This is a genomic window from Methylophilus rhizosphaerae (genome assembly GCF_900100975.1).
Lineage (GTDB): Bacteria > Pseudomonadota > Gammaproteobacteria > Burkholderiales > Methylophilaceae > Methylophilus > Methylophilus rhizosphaerae.
The window spans coordinates 16,727-41,840 of record NZ_FNFX01000004.1; the positions used below are offsets into that span (position 1 = coordinate 16,727).

26 protein-coding genes are annotated in these 25,114 nt (G+C 52.6%); 7 read left to right on the top strand and 19 right to left on the bottom strand.

The genetic code is table 11. The features are described from left to right. Nucleotides 1–13: 13 nt before the first annotated feature. The 15 genes from hisG to BLP53_RS09680 all read right to left on the bottom strand — a co-directional run bounded on the left by hisG (nucleotide 14) and on the right by BLP53_RS09680 (nucleotide 12,452). A complete protein-coding gene (gene hisG, locus BLP53_RS09610) occupies nucleotides 14–655 on the bottom strand; it encodes an ATP phosphoribosyltransferase (RefSeq protein WP_091471965.1) in 642 nt (213 codons plus the stop codon). Between the two features lie 21 nt (nucleotides 656–676). Further along, nucleotides 677–1,942: a UDP-N-acetylglucosamine 1-carboxyvinyltransferase gene (murA, locus tag BLP53_RS09615; protein ID WP_091471966.1), complete on the bottom strand. Its 1,266-nt coding sequence runs from the start codon at nucleotides 1,940–1,942 to the stop codon at nucleotides 677–679. Nucleotides 1,943–1,944: 2 nt separating this feature from the next. After that, nucleotides 1,945–2,253 (bottom strand): Grx4 family monothiol glutaredoxin, encoded by a 309-nt coding sequence (gene grxD / locus BLP53_RS09620; RefSeq protein ID WP_091471967.1) that lies wholly within the window; start codon nucleotides 2,251–2,253, stop codon nucleotides 1,945–1,947. A 36-nt stretch (nucleotides 2,254–2,289) separates the two neighbouring features. Beyond that, on the bottom strand, nucleotides 2,290–2,538 hold the full coding sequence (locus tag BLP53_RS09625; RefSeq protein WP_091471968.1) for a BolA family protein: 249 nt from the start codon (nucleotides 2,536–2,538) through the stop codon (nucleotides 2,290–2,292). An 80-nt stretch (nucleotides 2,539–2,618) separates the two neighbouring features. Then, nucleotides 2,619–3,365 carry an ABC transporter permease gene (locus tag BLP53_RS09630; protein ID WP_176755284.1) on the bottom strand — a complete coding sequence of 249 codons (747 nt, stop codon included), beginning with the start codon at nucleotides 3,363–3,365 and terminating at the stop codon, nucleotides 2,619–2,621. A 71-nt stretch (nucleotides 3,366–3,436) separates the two neighbouring features. Next, on the bottom strand, nucleotides 3,437–4,348 hold the full coding sequence (locus tag BLP53_RS09635; RefSeq protein WP_091471969.1) for an ABC transporter ATP-binding protein: 912 nt from the start codon (nucleotides 4,346–4,348) through the stop codon (nucleotides 3,437–3,439). A 78-nt stretch (nucleotides 4,349–4,426) separates the two neighbouring features. After that, complete coding sequence (locus BLP53_RS09640) at nucleotides 4,427–4,720, bottom strand: STAS domain-containing protein (RefSeq protein WP_176755262.1); 294 nt, start codon at nucleotides 4,718–4,720, stop codon at nucleotides 4,427–4,429. A gap of 23 nt (nucleotides 4,721–4,743) precedes the next feature. Further along, nucleotides 4,744–5,346 carry an MlaC/ttg2D family ABC transporter substrate-binding protein gene (locus BLP53_RS09645; protein WP_091471971.1) on the bottom strand — a complete coding sequence of 201 codons (603 nt, stop codon included), beginning with the start codon at nucleotides 5,344–5,346 and terminating at the stop codon, nucleotides 4,744–4,746. Between the two features lie 27 nt (nucleotides 5,347–5,373). Beyond that, nucleotides 5,374–5,916, bottom strand: coding sequence for an outer membrane lipid asymmetry maintenance protein MlaD (gene mlaD, locus BLP53_RS09650; protein ID WP_091471972.1), 543 nt, complete (start codon nucleotides 5,914–5,916; stop codon nucleotides 5,374–5,376). Nucleotides 5,917–5,951: 35 nt separating this feature from the next. After that, complete coding sequence (gene mlaE, locus BLP53_RS09655; RefSeq protein ID WP_091471973.1) at nucleotides 5,952–6,740, bottom strand: lipid asymmetry maintenance ABC transporter permease subunit MlaE; 789 nt, start codon at nucleotides 6,738–6,740, stop codon at nucleotides 5,952–5,954. Then, the gene (locus BLP53_RS09660) at nucleotides 6,740–7,543 is read right to left on the bottom strand and encodes an ABC transporter ATP-binding protein (RefSeq protein WP_091471974.1); all 804 of its coding nucleotides are present in this window, start codon (nucleotides 7,541–7,543) and stop codon (nucleotides 6,740–6,742) included. Before BLP53_RS09660 ends, mlaE begins: the two co-directional genes overlap by 1 nt. Nucleotides 7,544–7,673: 130 nt before the next feature. Continuing rightward, a complete protein-coding gene (locus BLP53_RS09665; RefSeq protein ID WP_091471975.1) occupies nucleotides 7,674–8,327 on the bottom strand; it encodes a type II secretion system protein in 654 nt (217 codons plus the stop codon). A gap of 166 nt (nucleotides 8,328–8,493) precedes the next feature. Next, on the bottom strand, nucleotides 8,494–9,639 hold the full coding sequence (ccsB, locus tag BLP53_RS09670; RefSeq protein WP_091472348.1) for a c-type cytochrome biogenesis protein CcsB: 1,146 nt from the start codon (nucleotides 9,637–9,639) through the stop codon (nucleotides 8,494–8,496). Nucleotides 9,640–9,668: 29 nt separating this feature from the next. Continuing rightward, nucleotides 9,669–11,588: a cytochrome c biogenesis protein ResB gene (locus BLP53_RS09675; RefSeq protein WP_091472349.1), complete on the bottom strand. Its 1,920-nt coding sequence runs from the start codon at nucleotides 11,586–11,588 to the stop codon at nucleotides 9,669–9,671. Nucleotides 11,589–11,822: 234 nt separating this feature from the next. Next, nucleotides 11,823–12,452 (bottom strand): c-type cytochrome, encoded by a 630-nt coding sequence (locus BLP53_RS09680; RefSeq protein ID WP_245652782.1) that lies wholly within the window; start codon nucleotides 12,450–12,452, stop codon nucleotides 11,823–11,825. Between the two features lie 112 nt (nucleotides 12,453–12,564). Here BLP53_RS09680 and yihA point away from each other — a divergent pair, with 112 nt between their 5' ends. Then, nucleotides 12,565–13,200 (top strand): ribosome biogenesis GTP-binding protein YihA/YsxC, encoded by a 636-nt coding sequence (gene yihA / locus BLP53_RS09685; protein ID WP_091471977.1) that lies wholly within the window; start codon nucleotides 12,565–12,567, stop codon nucleotides 13,198–13,200. Nucleotides 13,201–13,233: 33 nt separating this feature from the next. Here yihA and trmB read toward each other — a convergent pair whose 3' ends face one another. Further along, entirely contained in the window at nucleotides 13,234–13,944 is a 711-nt protein-coding gene (gene trmB / locus BLP53_RS09690; protein WP_091471978.1) for a tRNA (guanosine(46)-N7)-methyltransferase TrmB, read from the bottom strand. A gap of 158 nt (nucleotides 13,945–14,102) precedes the next feature. After that, a complete protein-coding gene (locus BLP53_RS09695) occupies nucleotides 14,103–15,272 on the bottom strand; it encodes a class I SAM-dependent methyltransferase (protein WP_091471979.1) in 1,170 nt (389 codons plus the stop codon). A 75-nt stretch (nucleotides 15,273–15,347) separates the two neighbouring features. Between BLP53_RS09695 and BLP53_RS09700 the strand changes: the two genes are divergently transcribed. From BLP53_RS09700 to topA, 3 genes are all read left to right on the top strand, one after another. After that, nucleotides 15,348–16,088 carry a pteridine reductase gene (locus BLP53_RS09700; protein WP_091471980.1) on the top strand — a complete coding sequence of 247 codons (741 nt, stop codon included), beginning with the start codon at nucleotides 15,348–15,350 and terminating at the stop codon, nucleotides 16,086–16,088. A 90-nt stretch (nucleotides 16,089–16,178) separates the two neighbouring features. Then, entirely contained in the window at nucleotides 16,179–17,120 is a 942-nt protein-coding gene (gene ttcA / locus BLP53_RS09705; protein ID WP_091471981.1) for a tRNA 2-thiocytidine(32) synthetase TtcA, read from the top strand. Between the two features lie 111 nt (nucleotides 17,121–17,231). Then, a complete protein-coding gene (topA, locus tag BLP53_RS09710) occupies nucleotides 17,232–19,781 on the top strand; it encodes a type I DNA topoisomerase (protein ID WP_091471982.1) in 2,550 nt (849 codons plus the stop codon). 61 nt (nucleotides 19,782–19,842) lie between these two features. On the opposite strand, the gene BLP53_RS09715 is transcribed toward topA, so the two are convergent. Both BLP53_RS09715 and metK read right to left on the bottom strand, forming a co-directional pair. Continuing rightward, nucleotides 19,843–21,069 carry an HD-GYP domain-containing protein gene (locus BLP53_RS09715; RefSeq protein WP_091471983.1) on the bottom strand — a complete coding sequence of 409 codons (1,227 nt, stop codon included), beginning with the start codon at nucleotides 21,067–21,069 and terminating at the stop codon, nucleotides 19,843–19,845. 126 nt (nucleotides 21,070–21,195) lie between these two features. Then, nucleotides 21,196–22,359, bottom strand: coding sequence for a methionine adenosyltransferase (metK, locus tag BLP53_RS09720; protein WP_091471984.1), 1,164 nt, complete (start codon nucleotides 22,357–22,359; stop codon nucleotides 21,196–21,198). A gap of 166 nt (nucleotides 22,360–22,525) precedes the next feature. On the opposite strand from metK, the gene dapF reads away from it, so the two are divergent. The 3 genes from dapF (at nucleotide 22,526) to xerC (ending at nucleotide 24,993) form a co-directional block, all read left to right on the top strand. Further along, on the top strand, nucleotides 22,526–23,356 hold the full coding sequence (gene dapF / locus BLP53_RS09725) for a diaminopimelate epimerase (protein ID WP_091471985.1): 831 nt from the start codon (nucleotides 22,526–22,528) through the stop codon (nucleotides 23,354–23,356). Nucleotides 23,357–23,373: 17 nt separating this feature from the next. Further along, a complete protein-coding gene (locus BLP53_RS09730; protein WP_091471986.1) occupies nucleotides 23,374–24,027 on the top strand; it encodes a DUF484 family protein in 654 nt (217 codons plus the stop codon). An 84-nt stretch (nucleotides 24,028–24,111) separates the two neighbouring features. Beyond that, on the top strand, nucleotides 24,112–24,993 hold the full coding sequence (xerC, locus tag BLP53_RS09735) for a tyrosine recombinase XerC (protein WP_091471987.1): 882 nt from the start codon (nucleotides 24,112–24,114) through the stop codon (nucleotides 24,991–24,993). Nucleotides 24,994–25,114 lie beyond the last annotated feature (121 nt).

A 25,114-nucleotide genomic window follows, 5' to 3' on the forward strand; every position in this document is an offset into this window, starting at 1 on the left:
TTGCGGATGCCATTTAGTCTCTACGAATGGCATTGGCAAAATTATCAATAATAGGCTGTAGCAACGGACGGTTCACTTTATAAGAAGCCTGGTTCACTACCAGGCGTGAACTGATGGCGCCAATCTCTTCTACTGCCTTAAGTTTGTTAGCGCGCAAGGTGCCGCCCGTACTGACCAGATCGACAATCGCATCGGCCAGGCCAACCAGCGGCCCCAGTTCCATAGAGCCATATAACTTGATCAGGTCTACATGCATGCCTTTGGCGGCAAAATGCTCGCGCGCCGTTTTCACATATTTGGTCACTACTTTCAGGCGTGCTCCCTGGCGGATACTGGCTTCATAATCGAAGTCCTCACGCACGGCGACCATCATTTTGCAGCGTGCAATATTCAGGTCCAATGGCTGGTACAAGCCTTCACCGCCATGCTCATCCAGCACATCCTTGCCCGCGATACCGATATCAGCCGCGCCATATTGCACATAGGTCGGGACATCGGTTGCACGTACAATCACCAGGCGCACATCTTCGCGATTGGTAGGCAGGATAAGCTTGCGCGACGCTTCCGGGTCTTCCAATGCCTGGATACCGGCAGCAGCCAGCAGCGGCGTGGTTTCTTCAAAAATGCGACCTTTGGAAAGGGCTATCGTTATCATAAGTAGTGGCCTGCGTATCGTTTAGTTTGACCGGCGGACTTTGGCGCCCAGCCGGTTCAGTTTCTCTTCCAGCCGTTCGTAACCACGGTCCAGATGATAAATGCGGTCAATCACGGTTTCGCCATCAGCCACCAGGCCAGCCAGCACCAGTCCCGCAGATGCGCGCAGATCAGTGGCCATCACGCTTGCGCCTTCCAGCGCAGGCACACCTTTGACCAGCGCGGTATTGCCCTGTATCTCGATATTGGCACCCATGCGCTGCAATTCCTGCACGTGCATGAAGCGATTTTCAAAAATCGTCTCCACGACAGTCGATACGCCGTCTGCTACGGTATTCATCGCCATGAATTGCGCCTGCATATCAGTCGGGAATGCCGGATGCGGTGCAGTACGGATATTGATCGCTTTCAGTTGGCCATTGCTTTTAACGGTGATGCTATCCGCATCGTTACTCACTTGTGCCCCTGCTTCGCGTAACTTTTCAATCACGGCTTCGAGCAGGTCGGCTCGCGCATTTTTCAACGTGACTTCGCCACCCGTCATTGCAGCCGCGACCATATAAGTGCCTGCTTCAATACGATCACAGACGATATGATGCTCTGCACCAGTCAGGCGTTCTACGCCTTCGATGGTAATGGTGTCAGTACCAGCCCCACTGATTTTCGCCCCCATTTTGTTCAGGCACTCGGCCAGATCGACCACTTCGGGCTCTTTGGCGGCATTCTCCAGCACCGTGGTGCCTTGTGCCAAAGCTGCTGCCATCATCAGGTTTTCAGTACCGGTGACGGTGACCAAATCCATATAGTATTTGGCACCTTGCAAACGGCGGTTGGGTAAATGCAGGGTGCTCGCCTGGATATAGCCATGCGTGATATGCATGGCAGCCCCCATGGCTTGCAAGCCTTTGATATGCAAATCTACTGGCCGTGATCCGATGGCACAGCCACCCGGCAATGAGACACGGGCCGTACCAAAACGTGCCAGCAACGGCCCCAATACCAGAATAGAAGCGCGCATGGTTTTCACCATTTCATAAGTCGCTTCAAAAGAGGCCACATCACTGGCATCCAGGATCACCCGATCATCTTCTTTTACAACCTTGACGCCCATGGTATCCAGTAACGTGAGTGTGGAAGACACATCGCGTAACTCAGGGACACCGGTGAGGGTGAGCGGTGTTTCTGCCAGCAAAGCGGCACACAAAATCGGCAAAGCGGCATTCTTGGCGCCAGACACGACCACTTCGCCGTGCAAAGGCACGCCACCTTCAATAATCAGTTTGTCCAAAATTACGCTTTCGCCAACAGTTCTTGCAATTCACCGCTTTGGTACATGCTGCGCATAATGTCAGCACCGCCGATAAACTCGCCGTTGACGTACAGTTGCGGAATGGTGGGCCAATTAGCGTACTGCTTGATGCCTTCGCGGACGTCCATATCCTGCAGCACGTCCACTGAGACAAACTCCGCGCCACAGGCATTGAGGATTTGTGCTGCCACGCTGGAAAAACCGCATTGCGGAAATTTCGGGCTCCCTTTCATGTACAGCACCACTTTGTTTGCAGTGACTGTTTCTTTAATCTTTGCTTGTGCGTCCATGTTTTCTCCAATCAATTCTGTCTGTTTGCGGCCTTATCAGGCCTGCTGCATCTGTTGCCATTGTGCTGGCGTGTAGGTTTGCATCGCCAGCGCATGAATCTCGGCACGCATGCGGTCACCCAGTGCGGCGTAAACCAGCTGGTGCTGCTGTACCATGCGCTTGCCTTCAAACGCCGGGCTGACAATCACGGCATCAAAATGCGTACCGTCATCTCCATTCACCTTAATATAGTCGCACGCCAATCCACTCAGGATATACGATTGCACTTGGGCTGCTGATAACACAAAACCTCGCTTTATTTTCAATGGCAGGCCGGCACTTCAGGCAATTCTGCATCCGCAATTCACCTCGTTGCCAGACTCCGCTAACTACGTAATTTATAACCGGATTTTAGCATCTTTAGGCACAGCCACGCTAATGCCAAAAGAAACACACCGACCACCCCAAGACTTAGCCATGGCGAAACATCGCCCTGCCCGAAGAATCCATAGCGGAAGCCGTCTATCATGTAAAAAAACGGGTTCAGCTGTGACACTGCCTGCCAGAATGGCGGCAGGGAGTGGATAGAGTAGAACACGCCAGACAAAAATGTCAGCGGCATAATGACAAAGTTCTGGAAAGCTGCCATCTGGTCAAATTTATCCGCCCAGATACCGGCAATCACGCCAAATGTTCCCAGCAAAGCACTACCCAATAACGCAAATGCAATAATCCACCACGGATGCACAGTAGGCACATCCACAAAAAGCAAGGCCACCAGGTAGATGCTCAAACCGACGGCCAGGCCGCGGATCATGGAGGCAGCCAGAAAAGCGATAAAAAATTCCAGGTACGTCAGTGGCGTCAGCATCAGGAAAATAATATTGCCCATGACCTTGGACTGGATCAGGCTGGATGAGCTATTGGCAAAAGCATTCTGCAACAGCGACATCATCATCAAGCCCGGCACCAGGAAAGCCGTGTAGCTCACCTGGTCATACACTTTGACATGCGATTCCAGCACATGCGAAAAAATCAGCAGGTATAGCAACGCGGTCAGGATAGGGGATGCAATCGTCTGGAACGCTACCCGCCAGAAGCGTAACAGCTCCTTCTTGAACAAGGTATACATGCCGCGGTAGCGTGGGCTGATATGGTCATCCAGCCAGTAAAAAGGATTCAGCCATGTTGAAAGTAACCGCATCATGCTTGCCCTCCCTGGCTGCCGACCAGGTTGAGGAAGACATCCTCCAAATCGACTTCCTGCAATTGAATGTCCAGCACTGCCACTTGCGCCTGGCGCAATGCAGATAAAATTATTTCGACCTGGCCTATATCTGCCAGATTAAAAATGACTTCATCACCCTGTTGCTGCTTGATCATTGTTTGCAAGTGGGCGGGTACAACCCCCTCTACTCGCAGAGACAACTGTTTGGCGGCATGGCTGCGCAGGAGCTGTTGCGTCGTGTCCAGCGTTACAACCCTGCCCTGCTTTAGCATGGCGACGCGCTGGCACAATGTCTCAGCCTCCTCAAGATAATGCGTGGTCAGGATAATGGTATGCCCTTGCCGGTTCAGTTTCTGGATAAACACCCATAACATCTGGCGCAATTCTACATCCACGCCCGCCGTCGGCTCATCCAGGACAATCACTGGCGGCCTGTGCGCAAGCGCTTGGGCAATCAAGGCACGTCGTTTCATACCGCCAGACAGTTGACGCATATTAGTGTGCGCTTTATCGGCCAGCCCCAGGCCGGTAATCACTTCATCTATCCAGCCATCATTCTCCGGACCACAGCCAAAATAACCGGCCTGGAAGCGCATCATTTCACGCACATTGAAGAAAGGATCGAACACCAACTCCTGTGGTACCACGCCCAGCGCCATACGCGCCTGCTGATAATCAGACTGTACGTCATGCCCCATAATGCGAATATGGCCGGAAGTCGGCCTCAACAAACCGGACATCAAATTAATCAATGTCGATTTTCCGGCACCATTTGGCCCCAGCAAGGCGAAAAACTCTCCCTGCCCAATCGTCAGGTCTATGCCCCTCAGTGCTTCAAAGGCACCAAAATGCTTGGTAATTCCTTGAATTTCTACGGCTGCCGCCACTGTCTTGCCTTTCCTTATCCTGAAAAAACGAAACCCCACCTCTGTCCGGAGCTGGGGTTTGCTGACTGGTTGATGCGGTTAATTTAACAAGAATTTATCCACACCATATAACTGCATCAGGCTACGCAGATTGTCAGGCACCCCCACCACCGAGACGGGTTCAGCATGCACATGCTGGTGATTAAGCTGGCGCTGGATCTCCAGTATCAGGCTGATTGCGACCGTATCGACTTCTCCCACTTGCGTGAAGTCCAGCGTCAATGGCGCCTCCAGGCGTAAGCCCTGCAATTCAGCCAGGGTTTCGCTGATATTATTGACCAGCAAATGTCCATTAAAACTTAAACGACCTTGCTGTTGCGTGATGTGTGCCACAAATATCCCCCGTCCAGAACGAATTATTTACCTGTCGCAGCCTTGTTTTTCTCAGCCAGCTTCTTGTTCAGGCTGTCCAGGCCATTCTGGCGGATTTCCTGCGCGAACTGGCTGCGATAGTTGGTCACCAGGCTCACGCTCTCGATCACGATATCAAACACTTTCCAGTCTTCACCCTTTTTACCCAGGGTGTAGTCTACAGAGATGGGTTCGCCACCTGGCTGCTGGATAGCGGTCTTTACAGTAGCGGTGTCTGCACCGGCTTCCATGCGGAAAGGTTTGTAGTCAATGGTCTGATTTTTATATTTGGACAATGCTGTCGCATAGGTACGTAATAACAGGGTCTTGAACTCAGCCTGGAAAGCTGCCTGCTGCTCAGGTGTCGCTTTCGTCCAGTTTTTACCCAGTACCAGGCGCGAAACTTTATCAAAGTCAAAGTTCGGCAGAATTTTCTCTTCTGCCAGTGCAAAGATCTTTTGCTGGTTACCTGCCTGAATGTCTTTATCAGATTTGATTACTTCAATGACGTCATCAGCCGTTTTCTTCACCAGCTGATCCGGTGCCATTCCAGCCAGTGCCACACCGCTTACCAGCCACATGGCACATGCCATCCACCAATTTTTCATCGTTTTCCCTTTATCAATTATTTGGAATTACTTACCTATATTGTCCAATGGACTGGCATCTAACGCATGAGCCCCTGATTCGGTTGATGCAGCCGCTTTCACTGTTTTATCGTCGCCTTCAGTTGCCTTGTTATACAGGAACTGGCCAATCAGTTTTTCCAGGACGACGGCATCTTGTGTCTGGGTAATCTTGTCGCCATTCTGCAGATTGCTTTCATCCCCGCCTGCTTCCAGGCCAACATATTGCTCGCCCAGCAAGCCGGCAGTATAAATATTGGCGAAAGTATCCTTGGGGAAGTTGTAGCGCTTATCAATATTCAGACTCACCACAGCCTCATAAGTTTTCGCATCAAAGCGAATATCACCGACACGGCCGACCACCACCCCGGCACTTTTGACCGGCGCCCGAGGTTTGAGGCCACCAATGTTCTCAAAGTTCGCGGTCACCATATACGTGTCGCCAACATCACTGGTCGTCAGGTTACCGACCTTCATCGCCAGGCTTAATAATGCAGCGAATCCCATCGCCACAAAAATACCCACCCATAAATCAATTGTTGTTCTTTCCATACTACTCTCCGCGAATGTTGCGTGCCTGCCCGATGTTAAACCGCGATCATGAACGACGTTAATACAAAATCCAAGCCAAGGACTGCCAGTGAGGACGTCACTACCGTGCGCGTTGTCGCCCGGCTCACACCCTCCGCTGTCGGTGGCGCATCATAGCCTTCGAACAAGGCAATCATGGTACAAGCCACCCCAAATACAATGCTTTTGAGTACACCATTGAGGATGTCATATTGCCAGTCCACATTGGCCTGCATTTGTGACCAGAAAGCACCAGCATCTACCCCGATCAACGGGACAGCCACCAGATACCCCCCCAGAATGCCGACCATGGTAAACAGGGTTGCCAGGATGGGCATGGCAATTACACCGGCCCAGAATCTCGGTGCAACCACGCGTGCAATCGGGCTGACTGCCATCATTTCCATGGCGGACAATTGCTCGGTCGCCTTCATCAAGCCAATTTCTGCGGTAATTGCCGTGCCGGCACGTCCCGCAAACAGTAATGCCGTCACCACCGGCCCGAGCTCACGCACCAGCGCCAGTGCCACCAGGACGCCAATCGCCTCAGAGGAGCCATATTTCTGCAGCGTATGATAACCCTGCAAGGCCAGCACCATGCCGACAAAAAATGCCGAGACCAGGATGATGATCAGTGACAGCACGCCGGTAAAATAAACTTCTCGCACAGTCAGCCTGAAACGGCGGAAACTTTCCCCGGAAGAAATCAGCGTCAACCAGAACAGGCGCGCACCCGCACCCAGGCGCCATAATTTGTTGATACAGCCAGCCCCGAGCTTGCTGAACATGCGTTGCACTTTGCGCATTAGCGTGCTCCTCTTAACAGGCTGGCATGATATTCAGGGGCTGCATAATGGAAAGGTACCGGCCCATCTTTTTCCCCATGCACAAACTGGTGAATAAACGGCAACTCAGAGTTACGCAGCTCGTCAGGCGAACCCTCTGCAGCCACCACACCGTTGGCAACAAAATAGATGTAATCCGCAAACTGGAAGGTTTCCTCCACATCGTGTGTCACAATAATGGAAGTCGCCCCTAGCACATCGTTGAGACTACGGATCAGATCACAGATCACGGCCATGGAAATCGGATCCAGTCCGGCAAACGGCTCGTCATACATGATAATGCTGGGGTCCAGCGCAATCGCGCGCGCCAGCGCCACACGACGCGCCATGCCACCTGAAAGCTCCGCGGGCATCAGGGCATGCGCGCCACGCAAGCCAACGGCATTGAGTTTCATCAGGACAAGATCGCGAATCATGCTTTCCGGCAAGTCAGTATGCTCGCGAATCGGGAAAGCGACGTTGTCGAACACAGACAAATCGGTAAACAAGGCACCATGCTGGAACAGCATGCCCATTTTGCGGCGCAAGCGATAAATACCTTCACGGTTCTGATGATGAACGACTTCACCACCCACCGTCACCTCACCTTTGGTCGGCTTGAGCTGTCCGCCGATCAGGCGCAACAAAGTGGTTTTACCGCTGCCACTGCCACCCATGATGGCCACGACCTTACCTTTCTGGAAGGTCATATTGATGCCGTGATGCAACAATTTACCTTTATAGCCAAAGGAAAGATCTTTAATTTCTACAATTGATTGGGCCATGTGACTCGATTCGTTTGCAAGCGGCTCTCATTCTAAATCAGTTTGCCACTCGGGAATTCCTCCCTGTGGCATATAAAACAAAAAGCCTGACAAACAGGCTTTTTGCGAGATGATTGTGTTGTATTCTACACTAAAAACTCATGCAGACTAAATAGGGCATTGCGGATTGCAGTGTTGCTGTCCCTGTATTTGGCGCACCACTACTCTGGGTGCCATTATTCAGAATGCGCATGGCACCACTATCGCCAACCCCGTCATCGAGCATGATATCCAGTTGAAGTGCATATTTGCCCAAAATACCATCCGAACATAAAGCATGCATGCCATTAAATGTACCGGAGCCAATGCCCAGTGTTCCGCTATTGGTGATACCTAACCGCCCACCTTCACTATTGCGAGGGACATATTGCGCGCTACCGACCACAGCAGACCCTGTCGCAAACCCTGCCAGGCGCAAATGCTGCCACAACAAATATGATTCATCCGTTGCAGTGTCCGAACTCCAGGCACCCTCTATCAAACCATTCTGGGCCTGATTGCCCGACGTTGCATTGACACCTCCGGCCAGATGAATATCGGCCACGTGATCATCCCCCGGCAAAGCACGAAACCTGTCCTGATAGCCATAAATATAAGCAGGTATGTTCCTGAAATCGCTGGCCAGGCTTTTCACCTTGGCATTGGCAATCAGCTCCTGTCCACGCATCACCCCTGCCAGTAACAAACCGGCAATCACCAATACCATCGCCAGCTCAATCAAACTGAATCCCTGCAGTTTATTCATTTCCTTCTCCCCGTGATTTATCACCCAAGTAAAAATTATCGCCGGGAAATATTAACATTTATTAAATAAAATAAATATTAGTTAACAATAACAGTGGCTGGCAGGGCACCATAAAGAAAACGGGCAGATGTATGCACATCCGCCCGTTATGACAGGATCACTAAAATTAAAGGGTACCGTAGGAGTGCAACCCACTCAGGAACATATTGACGCCAAGGAAAGCAAACGTGGTCACCAGCAAGCCCACCAGCGCCCACCAGGCCAGCACGGTGCCCCGCAAGCCCTTCATCAGGCGCAGATGCAGCCAGGCGGCGTAATTGAGCCAGACAATCAGCGCCCAGGTTTCTTTCGGATCCCAGGACCAGTAACCACCCCATGCTTCGGCGGCCCACATGGCACCGAGGATGGTTGCAATGGTAAAAAAAGCGAAACCGATGGCAATGGCCTTGTACATCAAGTCATCCAGCACATGCAGCGCTGGCAGGCGACTGGCCAGGATATTATGCCTGACCAGCAGATAGGCGCCAGCGACCATCGCCGCCAGGGAAAATGAGCCGTAACCGATAAAATTGGCCGGCACATGGATTTTCATCCAGTAACTTTGCAAGGCAGGCACTAATGGCTGGATTTCATTGGCATGGCGATCAAAGGTGTACCACAGGATAAAGCCCACCGCCGCGTTAATCACCACCAGCACAAACCCGCCCAGCTGGCGCGTATTGAACAACTGCTCATAATGCAGGTAAAGCAAGGCGGTAATCAGGCAGAACAGGATAAAGACTTCATACAGGTTGCTGATGGGGATGTGGCCGATATCCGGTGCAATCAGGTAAGACTCATACCAGCGCACCATCAGCCCGACAAAGCCAAACAGCGTCGCCGTCCAGGTCAGGGCGGTGGCGACTTTTGCCGTAAACGCCGATTTCTGGAACAGTGCCAGCCAGTAAGTCAGCATCGCCAGCACGAACAGCACATTCATCCACATCACAGCGGACTGGCTGGACAGCAGGAACTTGAGCAGGAAACTTTGACTGCCATTGGCAAGATCGCCATGATAGGTATAAACACCAATCAGGCTCAGCACTGCCACACCCAGCACCAGCCTGGCGATGCCGGACCAGCGCCAGCCCAGATAACTGAATACGCCAACCGCCCCGAACAGGAAGCCGACTTCGTAGATATCCATGTATCCGGCATATCGCTGGTAAGAAAAAATTCCGCCGGCTAATAACAACACCGCATACAACCAGTCAAACGCGCTGAGCGTTTGCCAGAAAGAAGCCGGTTTCGACCATGGTGCAGATGTATTCATCACATTCCCCTATATATTCGAGCAGGCAATTAATCTGCCTGCCCGGTTTGCAACAGCGTGGTAAGTTGCTGTTGCATGCGCGCAAAATCCTGGTCCAGATCCATATTTTTACGGTTGGATGACATGGCCAGCAACACTTCCTGCCGTACTGGTTTGATTAATATCCATACGCGACGTTCCCTGATATAGAACATGGCAAAAATGCCCAGTACCAGCATCACCGACCCCAGGTACACCCAGAACTGCCCCGGTGAGCGCGTAAGCTGGAAACCGCTCGCCTGTTTCAGCGTGTAATCCTTCAACTGAAAATAATACGGCGTGCCATAGAAAAACAGGTCATTCATGGCATTCAGACTGTCCTGAATAAAAACCGCTGTGGCCTGATCCTGCGGCGCGGGCGGTAAGTGGCGTTGGGCGCGACTCATCTGGTATGCCTGCATCGCAGTGGTATTCAACAGTTTCAAATAGGTTTGCGCCGCCTGATCACGTTGTGCCTCCGGCACTGCACTTTCAATAATTTTGGAAAGCTCGCTGTAGCCGCCACGCTTGAATGTCTGCATCAACTGTTGCAGGCTTTGTTCAAACTGCGCTTTTAATGGCGCATTATCGCCCGGCATCTGTTTGGCAATTTCGCTGGCGATTTGCCGAATCGACTGATCGTTACGCAGGGTCTGGCGCAAAGCCATAAACCCGGTGATTTCCATCTCATCATCTGCCGGGATACGCAAATACTTGAACTCCTCCTGCACGGTCTCACGCATGCCGGACACAAAATACGCACGGCCATCCAGTTGCAGCGGTTGCATGTAATTGATGTATTCGCGTGCCTGGCCACTGGCATTCCGCAGTTTCAGGGTGGTGTTGGGCCCCACGTTATGCGGTTTGCCCTTGCCATCTATGGACAAGTTTAAAATATTGAACTGGCGAAACTCATTGAATTCCACCGTCATCTTGTGATCGCCTTCACCGAGCGCGCCTTTTTGCATGACCACGCCATCAACATCAAACCCGTCCTGGCTGCCGGATAAATCCCACAGCTTGAATTTGAGTTGCGAGCCACCATCCTGGAAATCAGACTGGTAAATGGCAATGCCCTTGTAGATATAAGGGTGATTGACACGCACCGTGGCTTCTATCGGTTTGCTTAGCTCCGGGTCGGTGATGGTGATATCGCTCTCAAACGATTTTGGCATCCCGGTCGGGTAATGCTCGATGCGGAAATCCCTGAGCGCCACCGTAAATGGCAGCTCCTGCACCAAGTAGCCATCGCGGACACGGACAAATGCCACATTGTCACGTTCGCCTTCCGGCAAGGTCATATTGGCACGGAATGACAGGTTATTGGCGCCCAGGCGGCTTTCTTCAGGCACCTTGCGCGAAGGAATATCGCGCGTCTCGATTTTCTTGATGCCTGACAGCTCTTGCACCTTAAAAGGCAAATTACCATCCAGCAAACCGCCAAAGCAAATCACGACAATCGCAGCGTGGGTAAAAATATAACCCAGGCGCTGATGTGTGCCTAACTTGGCCGATATCAGCACATCGCCATTATCTTGCTGCCTGCTTTTAAACATATAGCGTTCGGCTGACAGGAAATCGGCAAGCCGTGCTTGCGTAGCCGCAGCCGGCTGATTCACTGCCAGACTGGCCTGATGGCTGAACAAGCGCAGTGATTTCTCGGTGACATGCTCCTTGTAGGTTTTCCACTCTTTCAGCATCACGGGTGAATTACGAATCACACAGAGCGTGGTCGAAATCACCAGGAACAACAGAATCACCAGGAACCAGGCAGAATGATAGACATCCAGCAGCCCCAGCGTTTCAAACAGCTCAAACCAGAACTGGCCAAACTTGACGATGTAATTCTGGTACGGCTCATTCTGCTTGAGCACAGTCCCGATAATCGAAGCGATGCCAAGCAGCGTCAACAGGCTCACGGCAAACCGCATGGAGCTCAGCAGTTCATACACGCGTTGTGATAAAGGAACAGATACTTTCAACATGCTCTCTTCTAGAATTGGCAGATTTAAAGTTTAAGTGATGGCGACAGGCAGGACTTGAACCATACACGGCAACCTATTCACGTGCCTGAATGGACGACCTCAAGTAGAAAAGGTTGCGCGATATTTATGAACCCTTAGTAAAAAAGGTGGCCGCGGCCACCTTTCTCTACTGCGAGCAAATTAACGCAACCCTTGAATATAATCTGCCACCGCCTGCATCTCGGCGTCACTCATTTTGCCAGCGATAGTCATCATCATCGGCGCATTCGCACGTTCCCCAGTGCGGAAAGTACGCAATTGCTGCAAAGTATAGTCCGCATGCTGACCGGCCAAATGAGGGAACTGTTTCGGCAAACCGGCACCGGTGACACCGTGGCAAGCCGCACAGGCAGGGACTTGTGTCGCAGCGATACCGCCACGATAAATCTTCTCGCCCAGAGAACCTTTACCATTACTTTTTGCTTTAGCCAGCTTGATACTCTGGCTGGAAAAGTATTTCGCCAGGCCTTCCATATCTTCCTGGCTCAAAGCGCCCGCCATGCCTGCCATCACTGCATTGGCACGGGCGCCGCTCTTAAAATCACTCAATTGCTTGAGCAGATATTCGGGGTGCTGACCTGCCAGTTTAGGATTGGTCGTAATCACGCTGTTACCGTCTGCTCCATGACAGGCTGCACACACGTTCTGGACTATTTTTTCCGGCCCGTTCACCACTGGCGCGGCTTCGGCAGGCGCTGCTTCTTCAGCGAATACCGGTTGAATACCCATTGCCAGCAGTACAAACAACCCGGCCTTAACACTCTTCAACATAATTCAATGCCCCAACATTTTTATTGGGCGCCATTTTATCAAACAAACCCCGTTCGTGATAGCATGCGTAACTGAATAGTCCATAAAACCCTCAGGCAACCCAACTTCAACCATGCCCGTTTTTCAAAATGCCCGCTTCCATATTTCCGCCCATCATCTGCGCGATCTGCCGCCTGCCAGCGGGATCGAAGTTGCATTTGCCGGACGCTCGAATGCAGGCAAATCCAGCGCCCTGAATACGCTGGCAAATCACAACCGGCTCGCCTTTGTCAGCAAGCAACCTGGCCGCACACAGTTAATTAATTTTTTCACCTTGGGTGACGACAAACACCTGGTCGATCTACCGGGTTACGGTTACGCCAAGGTGCCGGAAGCCATGCGCATGCACTGGCAAAATGTGCTGTCCCGCTATTTAAGTGAACGCCAGAGCCTGGCAGGACTGGTGCTGGTCATGGATAGCCGTCATCCGCTCACACCGCTGGACAGGCAAATGCTGGACTGGTTTTGCCCTACCGGCAAGCCGGTGCATGTATTGCTGACCAAAAGCGATAAACTATCCCGCAGTGAAGCAACCATTACCCTGAACAAAGTGCGCAAGGAATTACAAACGACCTGGGGCGAAGGCATCAGTGTGCAGTTATTTTCCAGCCTGAAAAAACAAGGCGTGGATGAAGCAGAAACTGTGCTTGGGCAATGGTTCTTTAGCGCAGGGGCTGGCGAAGGGGCCGAGGAATCACCGGCTGAATAAGAAACGGCAGATTTATTCTGCCGTTCTGCTTTTTTAGATACGTTTAAACACCAGATCCCATACACCGTGCCCTAACTTGAGTCCGCGGTTTTCAAACTTGGTCAGTGGCCGGTAAACTGGTTTTTCCGCGTACTCAGCCGCTGTATTCTGCAACTGCGGGTCGGCGCGCAATACTTCCAGCACCCATTCCGCATACTCCTGCCAGTCTGTCGCCACATGAATGTAAGCACCCGCTTTCAGTTTTGAGCAGAGCAGCTGGATGAACTCAGCCTGGATCAACCGGCGTTTATGGTGCCGTTTTTTATGCCACGGATCCGGGAAGAAAATATGCACACCATCCAGCGAAGCATCGGCCAGCATATTCTGCAATACTTCCACCGCATCATGCTGAAGAATGCGGATATTCCGGATATCACCCTCTTGCATCAGCTTGAGCAAACTGCCGACGCCTGGCGTATGCACCTCTACCGCCAGAAAATCATTGTCCGGTAGCGTCTGGGCAATTTTCGCAGTGGCATCACCCATGCCAAACCCGATTTCCAGGATTTTGGGACTGTGGTTACGGCCAAACGTATGCGCCAAATCCAGCGTTTGTTCAACATACTCAATGCCAAATTGTGGCCATGCCGTTTCCAGCGCACGCTCCTGGCCCTTGGTCAAACGTCCCTGGCGCAAGACAAAACTGCGGATACGGCGCTGGTAAGGTGCTTCGGAAGATTCTGGGGTTGGGTCGATTTCTGTCATGGGGCGCATTATACTTTAGAGCATATATTTTCTGCATATGCGACTTTTGCAGAGAAACCTTTTCGCCTAAAGGCGAAAAGAATCACCCAATCAACCCGCCAAAGCAGCAAAAACCTTAAAGAATGCCTCTTACCCCAATCCCAAAGCCCCTCCTCCAATTACAACTGATGCCGTTTATCCCCGTTCACAAACCCTAACAATGGCTCTCCCAACCCCTTACCCAGCGCCAATACCTTGAACAACTCCCCCATTTCCGCCGGGGAAAGCAACTTCTGCACCGCTGCAACCATAGGCAAGTAACGGGCACTGTCTTCCGGCGAAACTGCTGCCAGCATCTGCAAAATGCCGCAATTCATCAGAAACTGGGCCTGCGTGGTATACCCTGCGCAATCCAGCCCATACATCAATGCCGTTTCTGCCATCGCCGTGAAATCAACATGCGCGGTAATATCCTGCAAGCCGGGATACACAAACGGATCGTCATGCGCATAATGCTGGAAATGGCACATTAGCGTGCCCTGATGACGCTGCGGATGGTAATACTCACGCGCAGCAAAACCGTAATCCGGCAGCAGGATCAGCCCTTGTCTGAGCATGGTCGCCAGACTGGCAATCAATCCCCGTGCGGCCGGACAGATTTCAGTGGTATAGCCTTCGGGTAAGTGGCTGGTATCAATATGTGCAGCCAGCGACTGGTCCTGCAGCGGCCGATTTTGCCAAACAAATGTTTGTTCAAACGCCACGCCACGCTCCTGCCATTGACCGTTTTGCCACTGGATCACCTGTACCGGCACCGCATCCAGCACCTCGTTACCAATGACGACTCCAGTGAATGCTTCAGGCAGACTATGCAGCCATTGCACCCGCGAAAATATTGCCTCAGGCAATACAGCCTGCAAAGCCTGTTGCTGCCTTTCACGCAAGTTGGCGCTTACCTCAAGTATATAATAATGCTCAGGCAATTGATCCAATGCATGCAGTTTCTGCAATACACCGATGGCCAGCTTGCCAGTACCAGCGCCCAGCTCCAAAACGCTACCACCGGTGTGATGCAACACCTGGTTGACCTGGTTGGCGAGCGCAGACGCAAACAGCGGCGATATCTCGGGTGCCGTCACAAAATCGCCTGTGCGGCCAAACTTGCTTGCATCACCGCTGTAATAGCCGAGATGCGGGGTATATAGCGCCATGTGCATATAATCGGCAAAGGAGATCCAGCCCCCTCGCTGCCGTATCTGTTGTTGTATATGTGCGGCCACGCGATCACAATGCTGTTGCGCCGAGGCATCCAGCGCCGGCAATTGTGAAGAAATCGGTTGAACAGTCATTCAGCCATTATAATGTGACGAGTCGAGAATAAAGAGTACAACGTGAGCGCAAATCCAGCAGTCCGAGAATCTGTCGTGCAAGAATCAGTCGTATTAGTCACTGGCGGTGCCAAACGGGTAGGCGCGGCAATCATACGTGAATTACATCGGCAGGGCGCCAACATCATGTTGCATTACCACAGCAGCGTCAGCGAAGCACTCGCTCTGCAAACAGAACTGAATCACCAGCGCCCGGGCAGTGTCGCTGCGGTGCAGGGTAATTTGCTCGATATCGCGGCCTTGCCAGGATTGATTGACATGACCTTACAACGCTTTGGCAGGCTGGATGCACTGGTGAATAACGCTTCCAGCTACTACCCAACCGAGTTAGGAACGATTCAACTTGAGCAATGGGAAGACCTCATGGGCAGCAATCTCAAGGCGCCATTATTTTTAAGCCAGGCGGCGTCCCCTGCCTTGCAAGCCAGCCAGGGCTGTATCGTCAACATCACCGATATGCATATCGAACGCCCGAAGAAACATTACATTGTGTATAGTGCAGCCAAGGCCGGCCTGGTCAGCCTGACCAAATCCCTGGCACACGAACTGGCACCCAGCGTGCGGGTGAATGCAGTGGCGCCCGGGCCTGTGTTATGGCCAGACAGCAACCAGGAGTTCGATGAAGAGTACCGGCAACAGGTGATTAACCAGACCTTGCTCAAACGCATGGGAGAACCATCTGATATTGCCAGGGCGGTAAAATTCCTGATTTATGACGCCCCGTTTATGACCGGCCATGTACTGGCCGTGGATGGCGGTCGCCACTTGAGCATTTAATCCGGCAACCATAAAAAAAGAATAAGCAAATTAAAATCAGCCAGAATAATCAAGGGCTTACCCGCTCGCTTTCCGTTATAATGCGCGCCTATGAAGACCAAACATTATCCAGACGACGTCAGCCAGAACTTCCTGAAACTGCGCAATCAGCTGATTAGCGCCACGGGCAAAGCCATCGGCGACTACAACATGATCGAAGACGGTGACACCGTGCTTGTGTGCATGAGCGGCGGCAAGGATAGCCACGCCATGCTGATGATTCTGCTGGCCCTGCAGGAACGCGCGCCCATCAATTTCAAGTTGATTGCGATGAACCTGGACCAGAAACAGCCCGGATTCCCCGCTGACATCTTGCCTGCTTACCTGGAAAAACTCGGCGTGGAGTACCGCATCGTCGAAGCGGATACTTACTCTATTGTTAAAGAAAAAATCCCCGAAGGCAAAACCACCTGCAGTTTATGCTCACGCCTGCGCCGCGGCATTATCTATACCACCGCACAGCAATTGGGCGCGAACAAAATTGCATTAGGCCACCACCGTGATGACATCGTGCAGACCCTGTTCCTGAATATGTTCTACGGCGCCAAGATGAAAGCGATGCCGCCCAAGCTGGCGACCAACCGTGGCGAATTCATGGTGATCCGCCCACTGGCGTATTGTGCAGAAAAAGATATCGCCGCTTATGCACGTGGCATGCAGTTCCCGATTATTCCCTGCGATTTATGCGGTAGCCAGGAAAACCTGCAACGCCAGAAAATCAAGGACATGCTGAATAACTGGGAACGCGAACAACCGGGACGTATCAATAATATCTTCCGTGCCATCGGCAATGTGGAGCCTTCGCACCTGGCCGATGTTGACTTGTATGATTTCAAACACCTGAGCCAGGCCAGGGAAGAAGATGAAGACCCGATGTTTGACCACGAGAAACTTCCTGCCAACGACATGGCGTTGACCATTGCCACCCAGGATGACAAACGCATTGAATTTGCACGCAAACCCTTCCCGGTTGCCGTCGCCACTGAGGAATAACACAATGTTTTGGTGCCGGAGAAACTTTAATTCATGTCTTTACGCACCGATATATTGTCTAGTCGTTAAAACGCTTGCTATTATCTAGCCAACTCTTACACAGACCGCTCAATGTCCAAACTGCTGATCGTTGAATCTCCCTCCAAGGCCAAAACCCTCAAAAAATATTTGGGTGGTGATTTTGAGGTCCTGGCTTCTTACGGGCACGTGCGCGACCTGATTCCAAAAAACGGTGCCGTGGATCCGGCACAGCAGTTCGCCATGAAGTACGACATCATAGACCGCAACAGCAAGCACGTGGATGCAATAGCCAAAGCGGTCAAGAGTGCGGACAGCATCTACCTGGCAACCGACCCGGATCGCGAAGGTGAAGCCATTTCCTGGCATATCGCCGAAATCCTCAGCGAGAAAAAGCTGCTGAAGAACAAGCTGCTCAAACGCGTTGAGTTTAACGAGATCACGCAAACGGCAGTCAAACAGGCGATTGACCATCCACGTGACATTTCCATGGACTTGGTCAATGCCCAGCAAGCCCGCCGCGCACTGGACTACCTGGTGGGCTTTAATCTTTCGCCATTGCTGTGGAAAAAAATTCGCCGCGGCTTGTCTGCCGGTCGCGTGCAAAGCCCTGCGCTGCGCCTGATCGTAGAGCGCGAACTCGAAATCGAAGCCTTTACCAGCCAGGAATACTGGAGCATCCATATGAGTGCGCTCAAGCATGCGCATGGCTTTGATGCCAAACTGGTACAACTCAATGGCCAGAAAGTGGAGCAATTCACGGTCACCAACCATGACCAGCAGGCCGATATTGTTGGCAAATTACTGTTAGCTTCCGCAGGTAAGACAACGGTTACCCGTGTTGAGAAAAAGCAACGCAGCCGCAGCCCGGCCGCACCATTCACGACATCCACCCTGCAACAGGAAGCCGTGCGCAAGCTGGGTTTCACCACCAGCCGCGCCATGCGTGTGGCGCAACAACTGTATGAAGGCATGGATGTGGGTAGCGGTACGGTGGGTTTGATTACCTATATGCGTACTGACTCGTTCAGCCTGGCGGCCGAAGCGGTCATGCAAATCCGCGATTACGTGAAAAAACACTTTGACGCAGATTACTTGCCCAAAGCGCCCATCATGTACAAAACCAAGGCCAAGAATGCGCAAGAGGCACACGAGGCAATCCGGCCAACCGACATTACCCGTACGCCTGCCAGCGTGCGCCAATACCTGAATGACGAACAGTTCAAATTGTATGAAATGATCTGGAAGCGCACGTTGGCCTGCCAGATGACACAGGCCAAATATGATGCTGTGAGTGTCGATCTGGCCGTTGGCTCAGAGGCCAACCTGTTCCGTGCCAGTGGCCAGACACTGATATTCCCGGGCTTTATTGCCGTCTATATGGAAGGCAAGGACGACGACAAGGATGACGAAAACGCGGAAGCCAAACTGCCGCACCTGGAAACCGGCGAAGTGTTGACGGTAGAAAAGATTTTCGGCGAACAGCACTTTACCGAGCCGCCACCCCGATACTCGGAAGCCAGCCTGGTGAAAGCGCTGGAAGAATACGGCATTGGCCGCCCTTCCACCTACGCCAGCATTATTTCGACCCTGCAAGACCGCGAATATGTGGTGCTGGATAAAAAGCGCTTTACGCCGACCGATGTGGGCCGCGTGGTCAATAAATTCCTCACCGAGCACTTTACCCAGTACGTCGACTATGACTTTACCGCCAAACTGGAAAACGAACTGGACGAGATTGCCGAGGGCAACCTGGACTGGGTGCCGGTCATGGACAAGTTCTGGCAGGGCTTTAACCAGCAGATTTTGGTTAAAGCGGATGTAGAGCGCCCGGGCAATGAGCTGATTGATGAAATGTGCCCGAAATGCGGCCGCCAACTCCAAAAACAATTGAGCCGCTACGGCAGCTTTATTGGCTGTACCGGCTATAACGCGACACCGAAGTGCGACTACAAACGCAACCTGGATGGCGAAGCCAATATGGCCAGCGAGCCAGTGGTGATCGGGCAGGATGCGGATACGCAAAAAGATATTTACCTGATGAATGGCCCGTATGGTCCTTATTTGCAGGTAGGCCAGCCGGTAGAAGGTGACAAGAAAAAACCCAAGCGCGTCAGCATCCCGAAAGAGATTCCGCTGAGCCAGATTAATATCGACACGGCGCATATGCTGCTGAGCTTGCCGCGTGACCTGGGCCAGCACCCGGAAACCGGTAAAAAGATCGTTGCCAATATCGGCCGGTTTGGGCCTTACGTGAATCATGATGGCAAGTTCAAATCCATCCCCAAAACCGAGAGCGTGTTTAGCATAGACCTCGAAGGTGCTGTTAAACTACTGGCAGCGGCGAGCGGGCCAGCGGCGCTGGCGGACCTGGGCGAACATCCGTCAGGCGAGGGCCGGATTGAAGTATTCTCTGGCCGGTTTGGCCCTTATGTGCAGCATAATGGTATCCGTGCCACACTGCCCAAGAGCGTCACGCCGGAAGAACTGACAGTGGAGCAGGCGCTGGAACTGCTGGCTGAAAAAGCAGCGAAAGAAGGCGGGAAAACCACAGGCAAGAAACCGGCCACCAAAAAGAAAGCAGCGACTAAAAAAGCCAGCCCGGCATCCTCCAGTAAACGGGCGAAAAAGACCGCTGAATAATCAGGAAACGATGTATCAAAAATAAAAAAAGGAGCCTTTGGCTCCTTTTTTATTGCACGCCTTACTGCGCCGCCCATAAATGCTCGATGTCGCTCACACCCCAGTTGGCAGAAGATTCGTTGCTGACAATCTCATCTGCGCCCTGCCTGGCCAAATCCACTTCCTCCACCGGGATATATACCAGGGATTTGGTTGAAAAAAATGCTTTAACAACCGGCCTCAACAAGCTATCCGGCGACTGGCGCACCACGACTGCCAGGCGCCCTGACTTCAACATGACCAGCGTGCCTATCGGGTAGATCCCCAGGCTTTTGACAAACGCCTTGAACACATCCTGGTCAAAATGCCCTTCCCAGGAAGCCATACGGTTAAGGGCAATCCCTGGCTCCCAGCCCGGTTTGTATGCCCGGGCAGAGGTGACGGCATCATACACATCGCAGATGGCCGCCATTTTGGCAAAAATACTGAGGTCACTCCCGGTCAGCTTGCCCGGATAGCCAGTCCCATCCACTTTTTCGTGATGATGCAGGCAGACATCCAGCGTCACGGCATCCATAATATTGGCTTTCAGTAACATTTCGTGACCAAGTGCCGGATGCTGGCGAATGATGTCAAATTCGTGATCGGTCAGCGAACCAGGCTTATTCAAAATCTGTAACGGAACACCGGCCTTGCCCATGTCGTGCATCAGCCCGGCCAACCCGGCCTGCCTGACTTCTTCGTCAGACAATTTGAGGGCCCTGGCCAGCGTGGTCATCAGTGCGCATACCGCAATCGAGTGCATATAGGTATAGTCATCGGCAGTCTTCAACCGTACCAAGCTGATCAGGGCATGGGTATTGCGCGCCACCGAAGCCGAAATCTCATCCACCAGCGGCAGGACAGCATCGGCTTCAATCACCTTGCCCATGCGCAAATCCTTGAACATGGATACCATTTCCTTGCGTGAAGCCTGAATGATCCTGGCAGCTTGCCTGTGCTCGGCATCTAATGGCGTCTGTTTGACTGGCGCACTGGCAGACTCCTCCCCGATCGCTGGGCCGTTCAGCTCCAGCATGATCATTTCCTTGTCTGTCGGCGGCGTTTCAATCTGCTCCGGCAGCACATCCAGTCCGCGTCCGAGGTCGATCACCACCTCCTGCAGCTGGCTCCCCCTCAGCTTCTGCAAATCGGCCACATCCTTGAGCACAAACCGGCTCCGCCAGAAAGGGTGATTCATCCATGGCCCTTTCAGTTCATGGATATACATGCCGATTCTCACCTGACTTATTGGTATGGTTTTTAACATGCTGCCGGTTTGAGCTTATTATATATACTGATTATCTTACGCTTGATATCGACAGGAAATCGAAAAAAAAGAGGGCTAAAAGCCCTCTTGAAATTAGTTTTTTATATGAATACTTTTCAGGCTGTTTTATAGCCCTGCTGCTGCGCGCAATGCGGCCGCCTTATCTGTGGCCTCCCAGGTAAATTCCGGCTCGTCACGGCCAAAGTGGCCATAAGCAGCGGTTTTGCTGTAAATCGGGCGCAACAGGTCCAGCATCTTGACGATGCCTTTAGGGCGCAAATCGAAGTGCTCACGTACCAGCTGGGTTAATTTCTCGTCTGCAATTTTGCCGGTACCATAAGTTTCCACCATGATGGAAGTCGGTTGCGCCACGCCAATAGCATAGCTCACTTGCACCAGGCACTTGTCCGCCAGGCCGGCAGCGACAATGTTTTTCGCCACATAACGGCCTGCATAGGCGGCAGAACGATCCACCTTGGACGGGTCTTTACCGGAGAACGCGCCGCCGCCATGCGGTGCGGCACCGCCATAGGTGTCCACAATAATCTTACGGCCAGTCAGGCCGCAATCGCCTTGCGGACCACCGATGACGAAACGGCCGGTCGGGTTCACCAGGTACTTGATCTCACCCTTGATCAGTTCTGCCGGCAGCGTGGGCTTGATGATTTCTTCAATCACTGCTTCACGAATCGCTTCCAGCGACATTTCAGGCGCATGTTGTGTGGAGACCAGTACAGTATCAATCTTGTGCGGTTTGCCGTCCACGTATTGAATCGTCACCTGTGACTTGGCATCCGGGCGCAACCAGGCCAGGCGGCCATCTTTACGCAATTGCGACTGACGCTCCATCACACGATGACTCAACCAGATAGGCAATGGCATCAATTGCGGTGTTTCATTCACGGCATAGCCAAACATCAGGCCCTGGTCACCGGCACCCTGGTCCAGCGGATCATCATTGGCGTTGTCTACGCCCTGGGCGATATCGGGAGACTGCTTGTCATAGGCCACCAGTACGGCGCAACCCTTGTAGTCGATACCGTAATCGGTATTGTCATAGCCGATACGCTTGACCGCATCACGGGCCACTTTGATGTAATCAACATTGGCGGTGGTTGTGATTTCACCGGCCAGTACAATCAGGCCAGTATTGGCCAGGGTTTCTGCCGCGACGCGTGCAGTGGGGTCTTGCGCTAAAATTGCATCCAGGATGCTGTCTGAAACCTGGTCAGCCAGTTTATCGGGATGCCCTTCGGAAACCGATTCCGAAGTAAAAAGATATTCACTCATGTTTGACGCCTTGAAAAGTAAAATGGTTAATTTAATGGGGACGACTAAAGGCTGAAGCCGGTACCCGAATGTGGAACGCAGATTCTACCCGAGATTGCGCGTCAAGCGGAATAAATGTTGCCCGCAAGCTGCCATTCGAGGGGTTGTTAGAGTATCATTTCAGGCCATGAAACTCCGATTCACCAAAATGCAGGGCGCTGGCAACGACTTCGTTGTCATTGACGCGACACAGGCCCCGGTTCATTTATCCCACACGCAAATCCAGCAGGTTGCCAACCGCTATTTTGGCGTCGGCTGCGATCAATTGCTGATGGTGGAAAATACGGATACACCAGGCGTGGATTTCCGCTACCGCATTTTTAATGCCGATGGCAGTGAAGTGGAGCAGTGCGGCAATGGTGCGCGCTGCTTTGTGCGTTTTGTCGTTGATAAAGGCCTGACCGATAAACGCGAAATCCGGGTGGAAACCGCCAGCGGCATCATCACGCTGACATTACAGGAAGATGGCCAGGTGACTGTCAATATGGGCGCGCCACGTTTCGTCCCGGCACAGATTCCATTTGATGTGGGCACACAGGCCACGGTTTACGAATTGCCACTGCACGGGGAAACGGTGACTATCAGTGCCGTGTCCATGGGCAACCCGCATGCCGTGATGCTGGTAGAGAATGTGCACACGGCTGAAGTGGCGACCCTGGGTCCGCAAATTGAATCCCATCCACGCTTCCCGCAACGCGTGAATGCCGGTTTCATGCAAGTGCTCAACGTGCATGAAATCAACCTGCGCGTGTATGAGCGTGGCAGCGGTGAGACGCTGGCCTGTGGCACCGGTGCTTGTGCCGCAGCCGTGAGTGGTATCCAGCTGGGTTCATTGCAAAGCCCGGTAAAAGTCCATACGCGCGGTGGCATCCTCACCATCCAGTGGCAAGGTGGCGACCATCCGGTCATGATGACCGGTCCGGCAGAGATTGTATTTGAAGGCGAAATTGAAATTTAAGGCAGCACAGAAGCGCTATGGAAGACAGTATTAACGAAAACGATATCAAGCATTATCTGAAGGCGCATCCGGACTTTTTCGAAAGTCACGCGCACTTGCTGACAGAACTGTTCCTGCCCAGCCCGCATGGCAAGGGCACGATTTCGCTGGCCGAGCGCCAGCAAATCGCCCAGCGCGACAAAATCCGTGTGCTGGAATCACGCTTTACCGAACTGATCCTGACCGCCGAGGAAAATGAAACCACGGCGAATAAAGTGCATGAACTGACACTAGGGTTGCTGTTCGCCAAGGATGTCGCCAGCTTGCATGCACACCTGGTTGAGTTTCTTGCCAGTCACTTCCAGCTGCCTGGTAGCTGCCTCAGATTATGGGTCAACGAAAGCCATGGTGCCGATGGTATTTTTATTGAAGCCGAAGAGTCACTGAGAAACTGGGCCAAAGACTTGAGCCAACCCTATTGCGGTACGCTGCCGACCATGGATATCGCCGGCTGGTTTAGCGAAACACCTGCCTCACTGGCAGTGATCCCCATGCGCTACCAGGAAGTCACCTTTGGCCTGCTGGCAATTCCCAGCGAGCACCGCAGCCGCTTTTATGCCGGCATGGGAACCTTGTTCCTGAACAGGATCGGGGAGCTGGTCAGCGCCTCCCTCGCCAGATATATCTTATGAAAGCCCCCGCTGAGATTTCCGCCCAGGGGCATTTACCTCGAGCGTCAATTGTCAGCGTAACACCAAACATTAGAGGTAATCGCCATGCATGAACTGCTGGATGATTACCTCGACTTCCTGCACTTCGAGCGCGGTTTAAGCGAACACACACGCAACAATTACCAGCGCGATATTTCCCAGTTATTACAGCAACACGGGCAAGCGCTGAAAACCCTGACGCCGCAACATATCCGCCGCAGCATCGCCAGTTTGCATGCGCAAGGCCTGAGTGGCCGCAGTATCGCCCGCATGCTCTCCAGCTGGCGCGGTTTTTTCAATTACCTGGTATCACATCACCAGTTTCCGGCCAACCCGGTGATTGGCCTGCGCGCGCCCAAATCACCCAAAACCCTGCCCCATGCCCTGTCCATTGAGCAAACCAGCAAACTGGTGGAACTGGAAGGAGATGCGCCCATTGTCGTGCGCGACCGCGCGATACTGGAGCTGTTTTACTCATCAGGGCTACGCCTGAGTGAACTGGTCGGCCTCAACCTGGCACAACTGGGCCTGCAGGAAAGCGTGGTCACCGTGACCGGTAAAGGCAATAAAACCCGCATGGTGCCACTAGGCAGTAAAGCGATTGCTGCACTGCATGCCTGGCTGGCTGTCCGTCCGCAATGGCTGCTCAAACGCCCGGCAGAAACTGCGGTGTTTATCAGCCAGCAAGGCCGACGCATCAACGGACGCACGATACAGATGCGCATCAATGACTGGGCGGTAAAGCAGGGTCTGCACAACCATGTACATCCGCACATGCTGCGTCACAGCTTTGCCAGCCATGTACTGCAAAGCAGTGGCGACTTGCGCGCCGTGCAGGAAATGCTGGGGCATGCCAATATCAGTACCACGCAGGTGTATACCCACCTCGATTTCCAGCACCTGAGCAAAATTTATGATGCCGCACACCCGCGTGCGCGCAAGAAATAGCATTTTTTGCCGCCATGATGTGGCGAGGCACGGTTTTGTATCCCCGCAAAATATGGCAAAATAACCCTACTAAATTGGTAAACCTTTTGCCAGGCCCGCTGTTCTAAGCATCACGGGTTGT

Excerpts from the sequence above, each read along its gene's own strand:
- BLP53_RS09660 (WP_091471974.1), bottom strand. The coding sequence starts at position 7,543 with ATGGCCCAATCAATTGTAGAAATTAAAGATCTTTCCTTTGGCTATAAA.
- BLP53_RS09695 (WP_091471979.1), bottom strand. The coding sequence starts at position 15,272 with ATGACTGTTCAACCGATTTCTTCACAATTGCCGGCGCTGGATGCCTCG.
- grxD (WP_091471967.1), bottom strand. The coding sequence starts at position 2,253 with ATGGACGCACAAGCAAAGATTAAAGAAACAGTCACTGCAAACAAAGTG.
- BLP53_RS09730 (WP_091471986.1), top strand. The coding sequence starts at position 23,374 with ATGGAAGACAGTATTAACGAAAACGATATCAAGCATTATCTGAAGGCG.
- BLP53_RS09645 (WP_091471971.1), bottom strand. The coding sequence starts at position 5,346 with ATGAAAAATTGGTGGATGGCATGTGCCATGTGGCTGGTAAGCGGTGTG.
- BLP53_RS09675 (WP_091472349.1), bottom strand. The coding sequence starts at position 11,588 with ATGCGGTTTGCCGTGAGCCTGTTGACGCTGCTTGGCATCGCTTCGATT.
- mlaD (WP_091471972.1), bottom strand. The coding sequence starts at position 5,916 with ATGGAAAGAACAACAATTGATTTATGGGTGGGTATTTTTGTGGCGATG.
- ccsB (WP_091472348.1), bottom strand. The coding sequence starts at position 9,639 with ATGAATACATCTGCACCATGGTCGAAACCGGCTTCTTTCTGGCAAACG.
- mlaE (WP_091471973.1), bottom strand. The coding sequence starts at position 6,740 with ATGCGCAAAGTGCAACGCATGTTCAGCAAGCTCGGGGCTGGCTGTATC.
- BLP53_RS09680 (WP_245652782.1), bottom strand. The coding sequence starts at position 12,452 with ATGTTGAAGAGTGTTAAGGCCGGGTTGTTTGTACTGCTGGCAATGGGT.
- ttcA (WP_091471981.1), top strand. The coding sequence starts at position 16,179 with ATGAAGACCAAACATTATCCAGACGACGTCAGCCAGAACTTCCTGAAA.
- metK (WP_091471984.1), bottom strand. The coding sequence starts at position 22,359 with ATGAGTGAATATCTTTTTACTTCGGAATCGGTTTCCGAAGGGCATCCC.
- BLP53_RS09665 (WP_091471975.1), bottom strand. The coding sequence starts at position 8,327 with ATGAATAAACTGCAGGGATTCAGTTTGATTGAGCTGGCGATGGTATTG.
- dapF (WP_091471985.1), top strand. The coding sequence starts at position 22,526 with ATGAAACTCCGATTCACCAAAATGCAGGGCGCTGGCAACGACTTCGTT.
- hisG (WP_091471965.1), bottom strand. The coding sequence starts at position 655 with ATGATAACGATAGCCCTTTCCAAAGGTCGCATTTTTGAAGAAACCACG.
- BLP53_RS09715 (WP_091471983.1), bottom strand. The coding sequence starts at position 21,069 with ATGTTAAAAACCATACCAATAAGTCAGGTGAGAATCGGCATGTATATC.
- yihA (WP_091471977.1), top strand. The coding sequence starts at position 12,565 with ATGCCCGTTTTTCAAAATGCCCGCTTCCATATTTCCGCCCATCATCTG.
- xerC (WP_091471987.1), top strand. The coding sequence starts at position 24,112 with ATGCATGAACTGCTGGATGATTACCTCGACTTCCTGCACTTCGAGCGC.
- topA (WP_091471982.1), top strand. The coding sequence starts at position 17,232 with ATGTCCAAACTGCTGATCGTTGAATCTCCCTCCAAGGCCAAAACCCTC.
- trmB (WP_091471978.1), bottom strand. The coding sequence starts at position 13,944 with ATGACAGAAATCGACCCAACCCCAGAATCTTCCGAAGCACCTTACCAG.
- BLP53_RS09630 (WP_176755284.1), bottom strand. The coding sequence starts at position 3,365 with ATGTATACCTTGTTCAAGAAGGAGCTGTTACGCTTCTGGCGGGTAGCG.